Consider the following 16225-nt stretch of genomic DNA (forward strand, 5'->3'; position numbering starts at 1 on the left):
GGCGCGGTCAATATTGCGGTGCATGATCGGGCGATGCTGGTTGCAGTCGTGGGCCCTTCCGGCGCGGGCAAGGATACGCTGATGGCGGCAGCGCGGCTGCGGCTTGTCGCCGATCCCCGCTTCGTCTTCGCGCGCCGCGCCATCACCCGCCCCGCCGAGGCGGGTGGGGAGGATCATGAACCGCTGACGGAGAGCGACTTCGCCGCCCGCCGCGATGCCGGCGGCTTCGCGCTGTGGTGGGAAGCGCATGGCCTGTCCTACGGCATCCCGCGCGCCATCGAGGATGAGATGGCGTCCGGGCGCGTGGTGGTGGCGAATCTCTCCCGCGCCGTGCTGGCCGATGCCGACCGGCGCTACCGCCTGCGCGTGCTCCGCATCACCGCGCCGATCGCCGTGCTGACCGCCCGGCTGCTGGCGCGGGGGCGGGAGGATGCGGCGGATGTCGAGGCCCGGCTGGCGCGGGAGGTGAAGCTGCCCCCCGGCCTCGACATCGTGACGGTGATGAATGACGGACCGGTCGAGGCCGGCGTCGATGACGTGATCGTCGCCCTCAGCCGAGCAGCGGCAGACGCTCGGCCAGCAGGAAGGGCGCGCCCGGCGCCGCCTGGGTGAAGAGGCAGAGTTCCGTCACGCGGCGCGGCTGCGCCGGCACATCGCCGAGATGCGCCTCCAGCGCCGGCCAGACCACTTCGCGTTCCTCGGCGGTCAGGCGGCGCGTCAGCGTGACGTGGAACCACCACTGGTCCAGCACATAGTGGTAGCCGTACTGGTGCAGCAATTCGCGCTGCCGTTCCGTCATGCGGGCGGGGTTGCGCCGCGCGATCTCGGCGTCGGTCGGCGGCGCGCGATGGGAGTCGAGGCCGGTGACGCAGGCATCGCAGAGATGCTGCAATGGCTGGCACTTTTCGGATTCCAGCAGCGCCAGGAAGCCATGATGGTCCGCGAGCTTTAGCGGCGGCAGGGCGAAGGGGCGCGTCCGCGCCGCCAGCGCCATCGCATCCGCCCGCATCGCGGCCCAGGAGGTGCGGAGCCGGAAGGGCGGCTTCAGCGTGGCGTGCAGCCCGTAGCTCCGCGCATCGGCGGTGATCTCCGCGATGTCGAGGCCGGGCAAATCTGGCTGCGCGACCGTCGCGCCCGTTTCCGTGTCCCGCCCCAGCCAGGCGGAGCCGAGGCGGTGCAGCGGATCCTCCAGCCGTGGCGCCCAGTAGAGCGCGACGCGCATCACGCCACGCGCTCCCCCGCGCGCCAGACCTTGCGGACGATGGCGTGGCCCTCATGCGGGCGGACCTGCACGAGGTCGGCCCGCAGCCCGGCTTCTATGCGGCCGCGATCGGTGAAGCCGGCCATGCGGGCGGCGCGGTCGGTGATCATGGCCACCGCATCGGGCAGGGTCGTGTCGCCATGCCCCACCGCGAGCCAGGCGGCCTCGATCATCGCGGGGGGGACATAGTCGCTGGCCAGCACATCGACGGCGCCGGCGCGCACCAGGTCGGCGGCGGCGACATTGCCGGAATGGCTGCCGCCGCGGACGATGTTGGGGGCGCCGGCGATGACCTGCACGCCCAGGCGCTTCGCGGCCTCCGCGGCCTCCATCGCCACGGGGAATTCGCTGATCATGATGCCGTCGGCCGCATTGGCGGCGATCTCCTCCGGCGTCGCGTCGTCATGGCTGGCCAGCGGCAGGTTGCGGTGCTTCACGCGGTCGATGAGCCAGCGGCGCTGGGGTTCGCGCAGCCGCCCGCGCTGTTCCAGCAATTCCTCGATCCGCTGATCCACCTGCGCCGGCGACAGGCTGTGCTGGCGGACGCGCATCTTCTTGTAGCGATCCACGTCCCGGTACTGCCCGACGCCGGGGGAGTGGTCCATCAGGCTGATCATCCGCACCAGCGGATGGTCCGCGACCGTCTCCACCAGCTCCACCATGTCGGCGGCCGGCAATTCGCAGCGGAGGTGCAGGAAATGGTCGCTGCGCAGCAGGCCGGTGCCCGACAGCGCATCCAGGTCCTGCACGCCCTCCTTGAAGGTCTGGGTCCGCCCGGCATCGAAGCCGAGGTCGCCGAGGCACAGCGCGTCCAGCACCGTCGTGACACCCGCCGCCGCCGTCTGGCTGTCATGCGCGATCATGGCGGAGCGCGACGGCCAGCGCGCGGTCGCGCGCGGCTGCACCTGGCGTTCGAGGTTGTCGGTATGCACGTCCACGATGCCGGGGATGACGTGGTCGCCACCCAGATCATGGGCGCCAGCGGCATGGCTTCGGCCCGGTTGCACATCGGCTATCCGGTCGCCGCGAATGACGATGGTGCCAGCCAGCACCTCCGTCGGCAGGACGAGGAGGGCGTTGGTCAGGATGGTCTCGGAAATCATGCGGCGTCCTGGATCGGGGCAACGTCGAAAAGGCGGTCGGCGATGCGGTCACGCACCTCCGTATCATGGAAGATGCCGATGAGGGCGGCACCGCGGGCCTTGGCTTCCTCGATCAGGCCGATCACGACCTGGCGGTTGGCGGCATCGAGGCTGGCCGTCGGCTCATCCAGCAGCAGCACGGGGTAGTCGGCGGCGAAGCCGCGGGCAAGGTTGATGCGCTGCTGTTCGCCGCCGGAGAAGGTGGCGGGGGGCAGGTTGTGAAGGCGCTCCGGCAAATTGAGGCGAAGCAGCAGGTCCCGCGCCCGCGCCGTCGCAGCATCCCGCGCCACGCCGCGCGCCATCAGCGGTTCCGCCACGATATCGACGGCGCCGATGCGCGGGATGACGCGCAGGAACTGGGAGACGTAGCCGAGCGTGTCCCGCCTGATGGCCCGCACCAGGCGGGGATCGGCGGTGGCGAGGTCCACGACGGCATCGCCATGCCGGATCAGGATGCGCCCGGCGCCCGCGCCGTAATTGCCGTAGAGGCAGCGCATCAGCGTCGACTTGCCGGCACCGGACGGCCCGGCCAGCGCCACGCATTCGCCGGGCTCGACGGTCAGCGACACATCCGCCAGCACCGGAATGCGGACGCCACCCTGGAGGTGCAGCCGGAAATCCTTCGACAGATTCTCAGCCCTGAGAGCCCAGTTGCCCATCCGATTCAGACCTCCGGTACTCGCCTGCTCCGCAGGCTGCGCCCTGCGGTCATCGGAAGGGATCATGCCGCCAGCACCGAGGAGACGAGGAGTTGCGTATAGGCGTGCTGCGGATCGTCCAGCACCCGGTCGGTCAGCCCTTCCTCCACCACCTGGCCCTGGCGCATCACCAGGATGCGGTGCGCCAGCAGCCGGGCGGCGGCGATGTCATGCGTCACGATCAGCACGGCCAGGCCGAGATCCGCGACCAGCGCGCGGATCAGGTCCAGCAGCCGGGCCTGGACGGAAACGTCGAGCCCGCCGGTCGGCTCATCCATGAAGACGAGCCTCGGCCGCGTGACCAGGACGCGCGCGATCTGCAACCGCTGCTGCATGCCGCCGCTGAACTTGCCGGGGATGTCGTCCATCCGCGCGGGGTCGATCTCCACCCGCTTCAGCCATTCGGTGGCCTCCGCGCGGATGTTGCCGTAGTGCCGCGCGCCGACGGCCATCAGCCTTTCGCCGATATTGCCGCCCGCGGTGACGCCGAGCCGCAGCCCGTCGCGCGGGTTCTGATGCACGAACCCCCATTCCGTGCGCATCAGTCGCCGCCGCGCTGCTTCCGGCATGGCCAGCACATCCTGGCCGCGGTAGGTCACCGCGCCCGCATCCGGCCGCATCAGGCCCGACAGCACGCGCAGCAGCGTCGTCTTGCCGCTGCCGCTTTCGCCGACGATGGCCACGACCTCCCCAGGATGGATGTCGATCGCGACATCATCCAGCGCGGCGACGCGGCCGAAGCGGAGTTGCAGGCCGCGTGCCTCCATCAGGGGCGTGCTCATTCCGCGGCCTCCCGCATCGCCTGGCGTTCCTGGCAATGGTCGGTGTCGGAGCAGACGAAGATGCGCCCGCCCTTGTCGTCCACCAGCACCTCATCGAGGTAGGTGTCGCCGGAACCGCAGAGCTCGCAGCGATGCGGCGCGCGGATCGGGCGGAAGGGATGATCCTCGAAATCCAGGCTGCGCACCGCCGTGTAGGGCGGCACGGCGTAGATCCGCTTCTCCCGCCCCGCGCCGAACAATTGCAGCGCCGGCATCATGTGCATCTTCGGATTGTCGAAGGCCGGGATGGGGGAGGGCGACATCAGGTAGCGTTCGTTCACCATCACGGGGTAGCTGTAGCTGGTCGCGATATGGCCGTGCTTCGCGATGTCCTCGTAGAGCTTGACGTGCATCAGCCCGTAATCGGCCATGGCGTGCAGGCGCCGCGTTTCCGCGATGCGGGGTTCGAGGCGCGCGAGCGGTTCCGGGATCGGCACCTGGTAGACCAGGATCTGGCCCTCGGTCAGCCTGCGTTCGGGGATGCGGTGGCGGGTCTGGATGATGGTCGCCTCCGCCGTGCGCTCCGTCGTCGCGACCCCCGCCGTGCGGCGGAAGAAGGCGCGGATGGAGACGGCGTTGGTGGTATCGTCGCTGCCCTGGTCGATCACCTTCAGCACGTCGCGCGGGCCGAGTACCGACGCCGTCACCTGGATGCCGCCCGTGCCCCAGCCATAGGGCAGCGGCATCTCCCGCGACCCGAAGGGCACCTGGTGGCCGGGGATGGCGACGGCCTTCAGGATGGCGCGGCGGATCATCCGCTTCGTGCTCTCATCCAGATAGGCGAAGTTGTAGCCGGGGTCGTGGGTCATTCGCCCCGCTCCTTCATCACGGCCGCGCGCATCGTCCGCACATTCTCCAGCTCCGACTGGAAATCGACGTAGTGCGGCAGCTTCAGGTGCTCGACGAAGCCCGTCGCCTCGACATTGTCGCAGTGGGACAGCACGAATTCCTGCTGCTGCGCCGGCGCCTCCGACCCCTCGCCCAGCTCGGGCGAGCGCAGCGCGCGATCGACCAGCGCCATGGACATGGCCTTGCGTTCCCCATGGCCGAAGACCAGGCCGTAGCCGCGGGTGAATTGCGGCGGCTCCGTCCGGCTGCCCTTGAACTGGTTCACCATCTGGCATTCGGTGACGGTGATGTCGCCGAGGTCCACGGCGAAGCACAGCTCCTCCGGCACGAATTCTACCGCGATCTCGCCCATGCGGATCTCACCCACGAAGGGGTGGTTGCCGCCATAGCCGCGCTGGGTGGAGTAGCCCAGCGACAGGAGAAATCCCTCATCGCCCCGCGCCAGCGCCTGCAAGCGCAGGGGGCGGTCGGCGGGGAAGGACAGGGGCTGGCGCGTCAGGTCACCGGGCTCCGCCTCCTCCGCCGCTTCCCGCTGCATCAGCCCGTCCTGCGCGAGCAGTTCGGTGACCCGGGGTGTCGGTGCCAGATCCGGTTCGCCCTGGGGTGCCCCGCCTGGCAACGCGCCCGCGGCAGCCAGCCGGAAATCGAGCAGGCGGTGCGTGTAGTCGAAGGTCGGGCCGAGCACCTGGCCGCCGGGCAGGTCCTTGTAGGTCGCGCTGATGCGGCGGCTGAGCACCATCGCGTTGGTGTCGAGCGGCAGGCTGGCGCCGAAGCGGGGCAGGGTGGTGCGATAGGCCCGCAGCAGGAAGGCGGCCTCGATCAGGTCGCCGCGGGACTGCTTCACCGCCAGCGCGGCCAGGCCGCGGTCGTGGCAGGAGCCTTCCGCCATCACCCGGTCCACCGCGAGGCCGAGCTGTTGCTCCACCTGCGCGGCGGTGATCTCGGGCTGGGCGGGGTCGCCGCGGCGCACCTCCTCCAGCCAGGCATGGGCGGCGCCGATGGCGCGTTCGCCACCCTTGGTCGCGACATACATTGCTCAGCCCTCCTCGATCGCAATGCCGCGGGGCAGGGCGGCGATGCGATCCCCGGCGCAGAGGATGACATCCACGCCGCGCGGGAAGCGGGCGCGGCTGGCGGCCCAATCCGCCAGGAAGCCGTCCCGCACGCCCGCCACGGCCAGGCGGTGCGTGGCCTGGATGCCGGGGCCGGACAGGCGCCAGCCCGACCCCTCCGACAGGCTTTCGACCTCCAGGATCAGGGTCGCGCCCCGCTCCGGCTCCTCCTCCGTCCCCGGATCGAGGTCGAGCAGCCCCGCATCGGAGTCCAGCACGAAGGCGGCTTCCGCGGCCGGGGCGGCGCGGGCGCCGGTGTGGAAGCGGATCCATGCCTGCGCCTCCGCCCCCGCCGCCAGGCGGATGGGGGTATCGGCATCGGCCAGCGCCAGAAGCACGGCCGCCGCGGCGGGGCCGATGCCCGGCGGCAGTTCGGGCGGCACCGGCAGGCGCTGGATGCGGCCGGGGCGACTCATCGCTTCCAGCACCGCGCGGAAGGCGGCCTGCGAATCGAGGACGGGGTCGGCGAAGCCCGCCAGGGCGGTACCGGCGCTCATCGCATCTGGGTCATGGTGAAGAACTCCACCTTGGTGGCGGCGGCGCGGCGCGCGGTCGCGGCGCGGCGTTCGGCCTGCGCGGCTTCCAGCGGCGCGATCACCAGCGCCTCCAGCCGCGGGCGCCAGGCATCCTGCTGCATCAGCGCATCCAGCACGGCGGCGATTTCCGCCTGCGCCTGGTCGCGCCCCGCGGCATGGGCATGGCCGATCGTGCCGTCCTCCATGCGCACGCTGCAGCGCGTGACCGTCATCTCGCCGAGGTTGAAGGGCGCGCCATCGCCCCCGGCCCGGCCGCGGACCATCACCAGCCCCGTCTCAGGCCCCCGCAGCCGGCGATGCGCGGGCAGGGGGGGGAGATCGGCGAGGTGGCGGACGATATCCTCCGCCGCGGCGCGGGCGAGGACGGACATCCAGCGCTGCCGCGCGGCGGTTGCGGGCGGCGCCGTTTCCGGGCCTGCTGATTGAGGGGCTGTTGTTGCGGTCATGGATCTTGCCAAATTCATCTAGACGACTAGTTATCCGGGTCGTTAAGGTCAAGTGAAACTGCCACGACAAGGCACTCGGGAGGTTGAACGTTCGATGACAGATGCCGGCGATATGGGCATGAAGTCGGGGCCGTTGCTGGCGCGCGGAGAGGGGGTCGCCCTCTGGCGCCAGATCACCCAGCAGATGGAACGCGAAATCAGCGGGGGGCAGTACGGCCCGGGTGCGCGCCTGCCGACGGAGGCGGAGCTGGCCGAGCGCTTCGCCGTGAATCGCCACACCGTGCGCCGCGCGATGGAGGAGCTGGAAGGCCGCGGCCTGGTCCGCATCGAACAGGGCCGCGGCAGCTTCGTGGCGGAGGATGTGGTGGATTACCGCCTCGGCCCGCGCACCCGCTTCTCGGAAATCATCCGCCGCCAGAACCGCGAACCCGGCGGCCGCGTGCTGCGGATCGAGGAAGTGCCGGCGGAGGCCACGATCGCGGATCTGCTCGGCATCCGGCGCGGGCGGCCGGTGGTGGTGGTGGAGAGGCTGTCGCTGGTCGATGGCCGTCCGCTGCTGATCGGCACGCACCATTTCCCCGCGCTGCGCTTCGGCCGGATTCCCGAACTGCTGAAGGAGGATCCCTCCATCACCGCGGCGCTGGTGGCCTGTGGCGTGCCGGATTACCGCCGCAAGGTCACGCGCATCACCGCCCGCCTGCCGACCGCCGAGGAATCCGACCTGCTCCAGCAATCCCGCAACCGGCCGGTGCTGGTGAGCGAGGCCATCAATGTCGATCCGGCGGGCGAGGTGGTGGATGTCACAATCGCCCGCTACGCCGCCGGGCGCATGCAGATGGTGGTGGAAAGCTGAATGGACTGGATGATCGCGGGCGGGACGGTCCTGCGCGACGGCGTGCTCGCCCCGGGCGAGGTCGCGCTGTCCGGGGGCTTCATCGCGGCCGAAGCGGCCGGTGGCGCGCGGCGCCTGGATGCCACGGGGCTGCTGGTGATGCCGGGGCTCGTGGACATCCATGGCGATGCGCATGAACGCCAGATGCAGCCACGGCCGGGCATCGGCTTTCCTGCCGGGCTCGGCATGCGGGACAGCGCGGCGCAATTGCTGGCCGCCGGCATCACGACCGCCTGCCTCGGCGTCACCCTGTCCTGGGAACCCGGGCTGCGGGGGATCGAGGCCTGGCGCGCCACGCTGGCGGCGGTGGAGGCCGTGCGCCCCGCCGCCGGCTGCGACCTGCGTATCCATTGCCGATTCGAGGCCGACAATTTGGATGCGCTGGACGAATTGCTGGCGGATATGGCGGCCGGCCGGGTCCACCTGCTGGCCTTCAACGATCACACGCCGGGAATCGTGAAGCGCATCGCGGACCCCGCCAAGGCCGCCGCCTATGCCGCCCGCGCCGGCGTGAAGGCGGCCGATTTCATCGCGCTCGCGGAGCGCGCCGCCGCCATGCGGCCCGATGTGCCGGCGGCCCGCCAGCGCCTGGCCGATGCCGCGCGGGCCCGGGGCATCCCGATGCTGAGCCATGACGACGCGACCCCCGCCATGCGGGCGACGTTCCGCGCGCTCGGCGCTGCCGTCTGCGAATTCCCGATGAGCGAGGCGGTGGCGGAGGCCGCGCGCGCGGAGGGGGAGGCGGTGGTGATGGGCGCGCCCAATGTCGTGCGCGGTGGCAGCCACATGGGCTGGGCTTCCGCCGCGCCGCTGGCGGAGCGCGGCCTCGTGACCGTGCTGGCCAGCGACTACTACTGGCCGGCGATGCTGGAGGCCGCCTTCGTGATCGAAGCCCGCGGCGTGCTGGATTTGGCGCGGGCCTGGGCGCTTGTCTCCGCCAACCCGGCCGCGGCGGCGGGGCTGGCGGATCGTGGCCGCATCGCCGCCGGGCTGCGGGGCGATGTGGTGGTGGTGGATGCCGCCCGCCGCGCGCCGGTGGCGACCTTCGCGGCGGGGCGGCTTGCCTGGCTGGCGCCGGGGGCGGCGGCGCGGATCGCCTGAGAGCTTGTGAATTAATGCCCGAAAGCGCCGGAATCCGAGGAAAAAGCCCGATGATTTCACCGGGCATTAATGCTCAAGCTCGATTCCTTGACAGGCGCTGACCCGCGCCGCGCGGGTTCAGCCGAACAGGTCGATATCGGCCGCCGACAGGTTCGGCCTGTTCGCCAGGACCAGCAGGGCCATGCCGTCATCCGCAGCGCCCTCCGCCCACCAGGACAGCAGGCCGGTGCGTCGGTCATAGACCAGCTGGGCATCGTCGCCGATCGCGGCGGTGCCGAGGGTCAGGCGCAGCGTCTCCATGCCGGGCAGGGGGGCTTCGAAGCGCAGGCGGTCCTGGCCGATCCGCATGTCGGTGAACAGATCCGCGCCGCCCAAGAGATCGAGCAGCAGCACATCCAGGCCGGACCCGCTTTCGATGACATCGCTGCCCGCCCCGGCCTGGAGAAGGTCGTTCCCCCGGCCGCCCGAGATCGAATCATTGCCGCTGCCGCCTTGCAGCGTATCGGCGCCGTCCCCGCCCGCCAGCGTGTCATCGCCCAGCAGGCCGCGCAGCCAGTCATTGCCCCGGCCGCCATCGAGATTGTCATGGGGCATGGACCCCGCGGGCTGGTCACCGCCGGCGGCGAGGTCGAATTCGTCGCCCCGCAGCACGTCGTCATGGTCGCCACCCCGCAGCGTATCGGCCCCCCAGCTGCCACGCAGCGTGTCGGCACCGGCGCCGCCATCGAGGAGGTTGCCCTCATCGCCCAGCACGATGCCGACCCCATCCCCGCCCCAGAGCAGGTCATGCCCCGCGCCGCCCAGCAGCGTATCCGCCCCGAAGCCGGCGGTCAGGCTGTCATTCCCGTCCTCGCCAAGCAGGCTGTCATTGCCGGCACTTTCGATGATGCGATCATTGCCCGTGCCGCCCGCGACGGTGTCGTGCCCGGCATCCAGCGGCAGGAAGCCCTGGTCGGTAAGCGCGAGGTCGCCGGCGATGATGACGTCGTCGCCGCTGTCACCCGAGACGCGGTCATCGCCGCCGCCGGCGATGATCGTATCCGCGGAATCGCCGCCGAAGATGGTATCGGCGCCGCCATCCGGCAGGCCTGTGCCGGCCAGGTCGCCATGGATCAGGTCGGCGTCCATGCCTCCGTCCAGCCGGTCACCGGCCTGGTTGCCGAACAGCGTGTCCGCGCCCAGGCCCCCCTGGATGGTGCCCCCAAGGCTGCTGAGGCGGGCAATGTCGTCGCCCCCATCGCCGAGCAGCAGGTTGGGTCTCAGGTCCCATTCCTCGGGGTTCCAAGGCACCGAATCCGCAACCAGCGAATCATTGCCCCAGCCGCCGAGTAGCGTGTCGTCGCCGAAGACCGCGCGCAGCGTGTCATCGCCGATGCCGCCATCAAGGCGGGATGCATCGATGCTCCCGACCAGCAAATCGTCGCCGTCATCCCCCATCAGGGTATGCGCGCCCTCCTGGCTGAGCAGGGTATCGTTGCCATCCTCCCCCGATACGATGCTGCGATTGTTGTCCGTGAGGACTTTGTCGTCGCCTGCACCGAGCAGGATGGTCAGGGTTTCCGGTCCATAGATCAACCAAAGGGGAGAGGCGTCGAAAAAGTCGTTGCCCGCGCCGAAGCGGTACCCCTCGAAGCCATTGAACTGGTCACCAGTGTCTTCGCTGTACCCGCCAACGATCCGATGGTCGCGATCATCGAACACCACCCAATCATAGCCTTGGCCGTCGCCGCCGTGCAGCGAGTCGGCGCCGTCGCCACCCATCAGCGTATCGGCACCTTCGAGGCCCAGCAGCGTGTCATCGCCACTGCCGCCGATAAGGCTATCATTCAGTACGGCGTCCGGCGGATACAGCGCGTCGTTGCCGAATTCGGCGATGTCCCCCGTCAGGTGGTCGTTGCCGTCGCCGCCAATCAGCGTATCGGCACCGAAGCCGGCGATCAGCGTGTCGTCGCCGGCATCGCCCTGCAGGCTGTCGGCGCCAGCGCCCTCCGTGACAAGGTCGTTGCCCTCACCGCCGGACACGGTATCGTCGCCGGCGCCGCCGCCCCCATCCGGTCCGTTGGTGATGGTGTCATCACCGTCGCCGCCATCCACGCGGTCATTGCCGGCGCCGCCCAGGATGGTATCGGCCCCGGCGCCGCCGACCAGGCTGTCATTCAGCAAGGCGCCCTGCGGATACAGGGTCGGATCGATGAAGTAGGCGTTGTCGCCCGTCAGGCTGTCATCGCCATCGCCGCCGAGCAGCGTATCCGCCCCCCAGTCGCCGAGCAGCGTATCGGCATCCGCCCCGCCATCCAGCCAGTTGCCGCCATCGCGGCCATCCAGCAGCGAGAAGGTGCTGCCGCCCCAGAGTGAATCGGCGCCGTCGCCGCCCAGCAGCGTATCGGCGCCGAAGCCGGCGATCAGCGTGTCGTCGCCCCCATCGCCCTGCAGGCTGTCGGCGCCATCACCCTCCATGAGGAGGTCGTTGCCCGCCCCGCCGGACACGGTATCGCGGCCGGCGCCACCGCCCTCCCGCATGCCGTCGATGAGGGAGTCGTCGCCGTCGCCGCCATCCACGCGGTCATTGCCGGCGCCGCCCAGGATGGTATCGGCCCCGGTGCCGCCGAAGATCGTATCGCGGCCACCAGGCACCAGCGGATCGAGGCTCGAGCGATCGGCGTCGATGAAGTCGTCGTCCGCGCCACCATCCAGCCGGTCGGCACCGCTGCCGCCGATCAGCATGTCGTCGCCGGCATCGCCCTTGCCGATGCCGCCGAGGTCGCTGGTCGAGATGGTGTCGTCGCCCGCGCCGCCGGTCATCAGGTCGCGGCCCAGCCGCTGCGTCAGGCCGAGATGCTCGAGGTCCAGGATGACGGCGGTCAACTGGTCGTTGCCGCTGCCGCCCCGCAGCGTGTCCCCGCCATTGACCGCGCCCAGCGTATCATTGCCGCTGCCGCCATCCACCAGGCCGGCGCCCCAGCCGGCCACCAGCGAATCCTGGCCGCTGCCGCCCATGATCACCGTCGCGCCGAGCAAGCCAGCGATCGTGTCATCGCCGGCATCGCCCAGCAGCGTGTCGGCGCCCAGGCCCCCGGTGACCGAATCACTCCCCGCGCCCATGCTGGCGTGGATGCCCTCAGCCACGCCGGACCAGGACAGCGTGTCGTTGCCGCTGCCGAAGCGGAATGCCTCGACGTTCAGATAGACGTCGCCCTCGGCCTCACCGCCCAGGACAGTGTTGCGGAGGTCGATGACCGTTGGGGTATTCCGGAAGAGGACGAGGTCGAAACCCTCTCCGCCATCGAGCGTGTCGGCGCCGAGCCCGCCCCACAGCGTATCGGCCCCCCCGAGTCCGAGGAGGCTGTCCGCGCCCCCGCTGCCGTCCAGCCTGTCATCCACCTGGGAGCCAACGCGACGTATCATCCTCGACAACCAACGCCCTTGTTGCGGGCGGATATGAACCAACCATTATCGGATAGGTCAACCCAGGGTGGAGTTGGCGAGCTCCACCGGGCCCGGATCGTAGGGCAGGCCCAGCCAGTGGGGCAGGGCCTCGATCGCCGTGATGATCGCATCGGGCCGCGCCGCCGCCAGTGCTTCGGGCGTCGCGTAGCCCCAGGTGACGGCCGCCACCCGGATGCCGGCGCGGCGGGCGGCCTCGACATCGCGCGATTCGTCCCCGATCGCGACGGCGTCCTGCGGGGAGACGCCGGCGCGTTTCACCATGGCGCGGAACCGTGCCGCCTTGCCGAACAGCGCGGTATCACAGGCCCAGTGGCTGATGGTCTGCGCCGCCGGCCCCAGCGCGCGGCGCGCCGTCGCCTCGGCGTTGGAGGTCACGAGTGCCAGGGTGATGCCGCCCGCCGCCAGCCGGTGCAGCATGGCGGCGGTGCCGGGGAACAGAGGCGGGGGTGGCGCGGCGGCGGCCAGGCGCCGCATGTGCAGCGCGATCATCGGCACCTGCCAGGGCGCGACGCGAAGCGCGCGCAGGATGGCCGCGGTGGGCAGGCCGCGCAGAGCCTCGGCTTCCTCCGGCGTCACGCGACGGAAGCCGAATCGCCGCGCCGCATCATCCAGCGCGCCGAGGAACCAGGGCCGGCTATCGGCCAGGGTGCCATCGAAATCGAGAATCAGCAGGCGCGGGGGCATGGGAAGCGCAGGATCGGGCAATGCCGGTCGGCGGCAAGGGCAGGGCGCTGCCGCCGGCACTTCGTCGCGGATGCGCAGCGTATCATTTCTGTCATGTTCAATCACATTGGTTCCGGCGCGGAAGGGGCGGTCCTAGGCTCGGCGCGTGGCGCAATCCCGCGCCCAGGAACGTCCCATGCTTCGTCGTGTACTCCTCGCCCTGCCGCTTCTGGCCGCGACCGCCCTGGCACCGGCCCAGGCGCAGAACTGCGACACGCGGTTCAACTTCCACAACCGTTCCAGCCGGACGGTGATGGAGATCTACTTCGACTCCTCCAGCAACCCGAACTGGACGCGCGACGAACTGGGTGCCGATGTGCTGCCCGCCGGCCGCAGCCGCGCGTTCCGCGCCGCCTATAGCGGCCTCTACGACTTCAAGGCGGTGCTGGAGACGGGGCAGAGCGTGGAACTTCGCCGCGTGGACATCTGCCGGATCACGGATGTGACGCTGACGGATCGCGGGCTGTCCGCGCAATAGGCGCTGCACGCGGCGCGGCAAATCCTGCCGCGCCGGGTGGCGCAGGACGACGCCGCGCCGGGTGGCGGGCGATCGACTTTTCGATGTGCAGGATTGGGAAAGCTTGGCTCCGGCGGTTGGATTCGAACCAACGACCAACGGATTAACAGTCCGCTGCGCTACCGCTGCGCCACGCCGGATCAGCCAAGGCGGCGGGCTATAGCGAGCGCCCGACGCGGGGTAAAGACCCCCCGGATCAGAAAGCGACACTACCTTCCGGTAAAGTCGCCCCCCGCCCCGGAAGGCAGGAAAACCAAGGCCGCGGCCGGAATCGAACCGGCATATACGGATTTGCAGTCCGCTGCATCACCACTCTGCCACGCGGCCGCAGGTGATGCGCCCTCATATCCGGCAGCCGGCGCCGATGGTCAAGCGCGGTCGGCATTCTGTTAACGCAGTCATGCGAGGTAACCACGTGTTGCGGCGCAGTGGCGCCGCTTGGCCGCCGCGGCGGCCCCTCGTATAACCGCGCGATGCAAGAGGCCGCGACGATGGAAGTGTTGACCGCGCTGGATACCACGGAAGCAAGGCGCCGGATGGTCGATGGGCAACTCCGGCCCAACAAGGTGACCGATCCGCGCGTGATCGCCGCCATGCTGGACCTGCCGCGCGAACGCTTCCTGCCCCCCGCCCTCGCGGCCCGTGCCTATGGCGACGGGATCATCGCGCTGCCCGGCGGCCGCGCGATGGTGACCCCCATGGTGACGGCGCGGCTGATCCAGCTGCTCGGCCTGCGGGACGGCGACCGCATGCTCGTCGTCGGCGCGGGCACCGGCTACCTCGCCGCCGTCGCCGCCCATGGCGGCGCCCGCGTGACGGCGCTGGAGGAGGACGCCGCGCTCCGGGGCATCGCCGCGAAGGCCCTGGCCGGGCTGTTCCCGCCCGGTGCGGTGACGCTGGTGGCCGGCAGCCTGCGCGACGGCCATGCCGCCGGCGCCCCCTATGACGCCCTGCTGATCGAGGGCGAGGTCCCGGCCATTCCCGCGACGCTCAGCGGCCAGCTGGCCGAGGGCGGTCGCCTGGCCGCGATCCTGGGGGCCAAGGGCCCGGGTGCCGGGCCGCGCGCGGTGATCGGCCGCAACGCCGGTGGCAGCTTCAGCGTGACGGACGCCTTCGACTGCGCCACGGTGCCGCTGCCGGCCTTCCAGCCGGCCCCTGGTTTCGTGTTCTGACCTAACGATATCCGCCGTGGGCCGCCGGTTTGCGCGGGCCACGCCGCTTTGTCTTTGATCCCCGGACGGACCCGCTATGCTCGGCGGGACGCAGGAGCCGCCAGACCATGACGCTGTCCCGCCACGCGCTTGCCCTGACCGCCCTGATGCTGTCGCCGCCCGCGCTCTACGCCACCGCCCGCCCGGCGGAAGCGCAGACGCTGCAGGAGGCGCTGGCGATGGCCTATGCCAACAACCCGACCCTGCAGGCCGCCCGCGCCCAGCTTCGCGCGGTGGATGAGAATGTGCCGGCGGCGCTGGCGGGGTGGCGGCCCACGGTGCAGATCACCAGTAGCGTCGGCCAGGCCACCACCTCCACCAATGCCAGCGACCGCATCACCTCCCCCTGGCGGTCGCGCGACATCGTCTCCAACCAGGCCTCCGTCACCCAGCCGATCTTCCGCGGCGGCCGCACCACAGCCTCCACCCGCCGCGCGGAAAACCAGGTCCTCGCTCAGCGCGCCCGCCTGATCGCCACCGAACAGCAGGTGATGCAGGACACGGTGAACGCCTATGTCGCCGTGATCCGGGACCAGGAGGAGGTCCGCCTCAACATCAACAACGAACAGGTGCTGACGCGCCAGCTGCAGGCCACCAACGAACGGTTCCGCGTCGGCGAGATCACGCGGACGGACGTCGCGCAGGCGGAAAGCCGGCTTGCCGGGTCCCGCGCCTCCCGCGCCGATTCGGAAGGGCGCCTCCAGCAATCCCGCGCCACCTTCGCCCGCCTGGTCGGCCAGCCGCCGCAGCGCCTGGTGGCGCCGCAGCCGCTGCGCGTGCCGGTGGCGGATGCGCGGGAAGCCGGCACCATCGCCAGCCAGAACAACCCCAACGTCGTCGCCGCGCTGTTCGACGAAGCCGCGGCGCGCGACCTGGTGGATGTGAACTTCGCCGCCCTGCTGCCGCAGGTCAGCGTCACCGGCACCACCTTCCGGAACGACAATTCCACCACCTCCATCGACACGCGCATCAACGGCACGCAGGTCACGGCCAACCTCACCGTCCCGCTCTACCAGGGTGGCGCCGAGCATGCCGCCGTCCGCCAGGCGCGGCAGAGCGCGCAGCAGGCCCGCCAGGTGGTGGAGGATCAGCGCCGCGCCGCCACCCAGCAGGCCACCCAGGCGTGGGAGACGCTGACCGCCGCCCGCGCCCAGGTCGACAGCGTCCGCGCCCAGATCCGCGCGGCGGAGATCGCCCTCGATGGCGTGCAGCGCGAAGCCGTGGTCGGCAGCCGCACGACGCTTGACGTGCTGAACGCCGAGCAGGAACTGCTCAATGCCCGCGTCAGCCTGGTGCGGGCGCTGGCCAACGTCATCACCGCCTCCCACAGCCTCGCCTCCTCGCTCGGCCGCCTGACGGCGCGGGACCTGAACCTGCCCGTGCAGATCTACGACATGGAAGGCTACTACCGCGAAGTGCGGAACCGCTGGGCGGGCTGGGGAGACTACACCCCGACCGCGGGGCGCTGA

16 protein-coding genes and 2 tRNA genes are annotated in these 16225 nt (G+C 70.7%); 6 read left to right on the forward strand and 12 right to left on the reverse strand.

The window, feature by feature from the left end; genetic code table 11:
• The first annotated feature begins 33 nt into the window (after positions 1–33).
• The gene (gene phnN / locus BM041_RS12525; protein ID WP_092959944.1) at positions 34–612 is read left to right on the forward strand and encodes a phosphonate metabolism protein/1,5-bisphosphokinase (PRPP-forming) PhnN; all 579 of its coding nucleotides are present in this window, start codon (positions 34–36) and stop codon (positions 610–612) included.
• On the opposite strand, the gene BM041_RS12530 is transcribed toward phnN, so the two are convergent.
• The 8 genes from BM041_RS12530 to phnG all read right to left on the reverse strand — a co-directional run bounded on the left by BM041_RS12530 (position 551) and on the right by phnG (position 6865).
• Positions 551–1222: a DUF1045 domain-containing protein gene (locus tag BM041_RS12530; RefSeq protein ID WP_092959946.1), complete on the reverse strand. Its 672-nt coding sequence runs from the start codon at positions 1220–1222 to the stop codon at positions 551–553. The two genes, phnN and BM041_RS12530, sit on opposite strands and share 62 nt — an antisense overlap.
• Positions 1222–2364 carry an alpha-D-ribose 1-methylphosphonate 5-triphosphate diphosphatase gene (locus tag BM041_RS12535; RefSeq protein WP_092959948.1) on the reverse strand — a complete coding sequence of 381 codons (1143 nt, stop codon included), beginning with the start codon at positions 2362–2364 and terminating at the stop codon, positions 1222–1224. The genes BM041_RS12530 and BM041_RS12535 overlap by 1 nt, the downstream gene beginning before the upstream one ends.
• The gene (gene phnL / locus BM041_RS12540; RefSeq protein WP_092959950.1) at positions 2361–3062 is read right to left on the reverse strand and encodes a phosphonate C-P lyase system protein PhnL; all 702 of its coding nucleotides are present in this window, start codon (positions 3060–3062) and stop codon (positions 2361–2363) included. Before phnL ends, BM041_RS12535 begins: the two co-directional genes overlap by 4 nt.
• Before the next feature lie 62 nt (positions 3063–3124).
• A complete protein-coding gene (gene phnK / locus BM041_RS12545) occupies positions 3125–3883 on the reverse strand; it encodes a phosphonate C-P lyase system protein PhnK (RefSeq protein ID WP_092959952.1) in 759 nt (252 codons plus the stop codon).
• Positions 3880–4731, reverse strand: a complete 852-nt coding sequence (locus tag BM041_RS12550; RefSeq protein WP_092959954.1) for an alpha-D-ribose 1-methylphosphonate 5-phosphate C-P-lyase PhnJ — start codon at positions 4729–4731, stop codon at positions 3880–3882. The genes phnK and BM041_RS12550 overlap by 4 nt, the downstream gene beginning before the upstream one ends.
• Entirely contained in the window at positions 4728–5804 is a 1077-nt protein-coding gene (locus tag BM041_RS12555) for a carbon-phosphorus lyase complex subunit PhnI (protein WP_092959956.1), read from the reverse strand. Before BM041_RS12555 ends, BM041_RS12550 begins: the two co-directional genes overlap by 4 nt.
• Before the next feature lie 3 nt (positions 5805–5807).
• Positions 5808–6380, reverse strand: a complete 573-nt coding sequence (gene phnH / locus BM041_RS12560; RefSeq protein ID WP_092959958.1) for a phosphonate C-P lyase system protein PhnH — start codon at positions 6378–6380, stop codon at positions 5808–5810.
• Positions 6377–6865 (reverse strand): phosphonate C-P lyase system protein PhnG, encoded by a 489-nt coding sequence (phnG, locus tag BM041_RS12565; protein WP_092959960.1) that lies wholly within the window; start codon positions 6863–6865, stop codon positions 6377–6379. The genes phnH and phnG overlap by 4 nt, the downstream gene beginning before the upstream one ends.
• A gap of 94 nt (positions 6866–6959) precedes the next feature.
• Between phnG and phnF the strand changes: the two genes are divergently transcribed.
• Together phnF and BM041_RS12575 are read left to right on the forward strand one after the other, a co-directional pair.
• Positions 6960–7718, forward strand: a complete 759-nt coding sequence (phnF, locus tag BM041_RS12570) for a phosphonate metabolism transcriptional regulator PhnF (RefSeq protein WP_245762064.1) — start codon at positions 6960–6962, stop codon at positions 7716–7718.
• On the forward strand, positions 7719–8858 hold the full coding sequence (locus BM041_RS12575; RefSeq protein WP_092959962.1) for an alpha-D-ribose 1-methylphosphonate 5-triphosphate diphosphatase: 1140 nt from the start codon (positions 7719–7721) through the stop codon (positions 8856–8858).
• A gap of 117 nt (positions 8859–8975) precedes the next feature.
• Here the strand turns inward: BM041_RS12575 and BM041_RS12580 are convergent, their stop codons facing one another.
• Both BM041_RS12580 and BM041_RS12585 read right to left on the reverse strand, forming a co-directional pair.
• Positions 8976–12263 (reverse strand): calcium-binding protein, encoded by a 3288-nt coding sequence (locus BM041_RS12580; RefSeq protein WP_139226043.1) that lies wholly within the window; start codon positions 12261–12263, stop codon positions 8976–8978.
• A gap of 57 nt (positions 12264–12320) precedes the next feature.
• Positions 12321–12989: an HAD hydrolase-like protein gene (locus tag BM041_RS12585; protein ID WP_092959966.1), complete on the reverse strand. Its 669-nt coding sequence runs from the start codon at positions 12987–12989 to the stop codon at positions 12321–12323.
• Between the two features lie 175 nt (positions 12990–13164).
• On the opposite strand from BM041_RS12585, the gene BM041_RS12590 reads away from it, so the two are divergent.
• Positions 13165–13506, forward strand: coding sequence for a hypothetical protein (locus BM041_RS12590; protein ID WP_092959968.1), 342 nt, complete (start codon positions 13165–13167; stop codon positions 13504–13506).
• Between the two features lie 104 nt (positions 13507–13610).
• On the opposite strand, the gene BM041_RS12595 is transcribed toward BM041_RS12590, so the two are convergent.
• Together BM041_RS12595 and BM041_RS12600 are read right to left on the reverse strand one after the other, a co-directional pair.
• A tRNA-Asn gene (locus BM041_RS12595) sits at positions 13611–13685 on the reverse strand.
• A gap of 116 nt (positions 13686–13801) precedes the next feature.
• Positions 13802–13872: transfer RNA gene (locus BM041_RS12600), tRNA-Cys, on the reverse strand.
• A 146-nt stretch (positions 13873–14018) separates the two neighbouring features.
• Between BM041_RS12600 and BM041_RS12605 the strand changes: the two genes are divergently transcribed.
• Positions 14019–14717 (forward strand): protein-L-isoaspartate O-methyltransferase family protein, encoded by a 699-nt coding sequence (locus BM041_RS12605; protein WP_245762065.1) that lies wholly within the window; start codon positions 14019–14021, stop codon positions 14715–14717.
• Between the two features lie 107 nt (positions 14718–14824).
• Positions 14825–16225 carry a TolC family outer membrane protein gene (locus BM041_RS12610; protein ID WP_092959970.1) on the forward strand — a complete coding sequence of 467 codons (1401 nt, stop codon included), beginning with the start codon at positions 14825–14827 and terminating at the stop codon, positions 16223–16225.

The sequence above is a fragment of the Falsiroseomonas stagni DSM 19981 genome (assembly GCF_900114315.1).
Taxonomy (GTDB): Bacteria; Pseudomonadota; Alphaproteobacteria; order Acetobacterales; family Acetobacteraceae; genus Falsiroseomonas; species Falsiroseomonas stagni.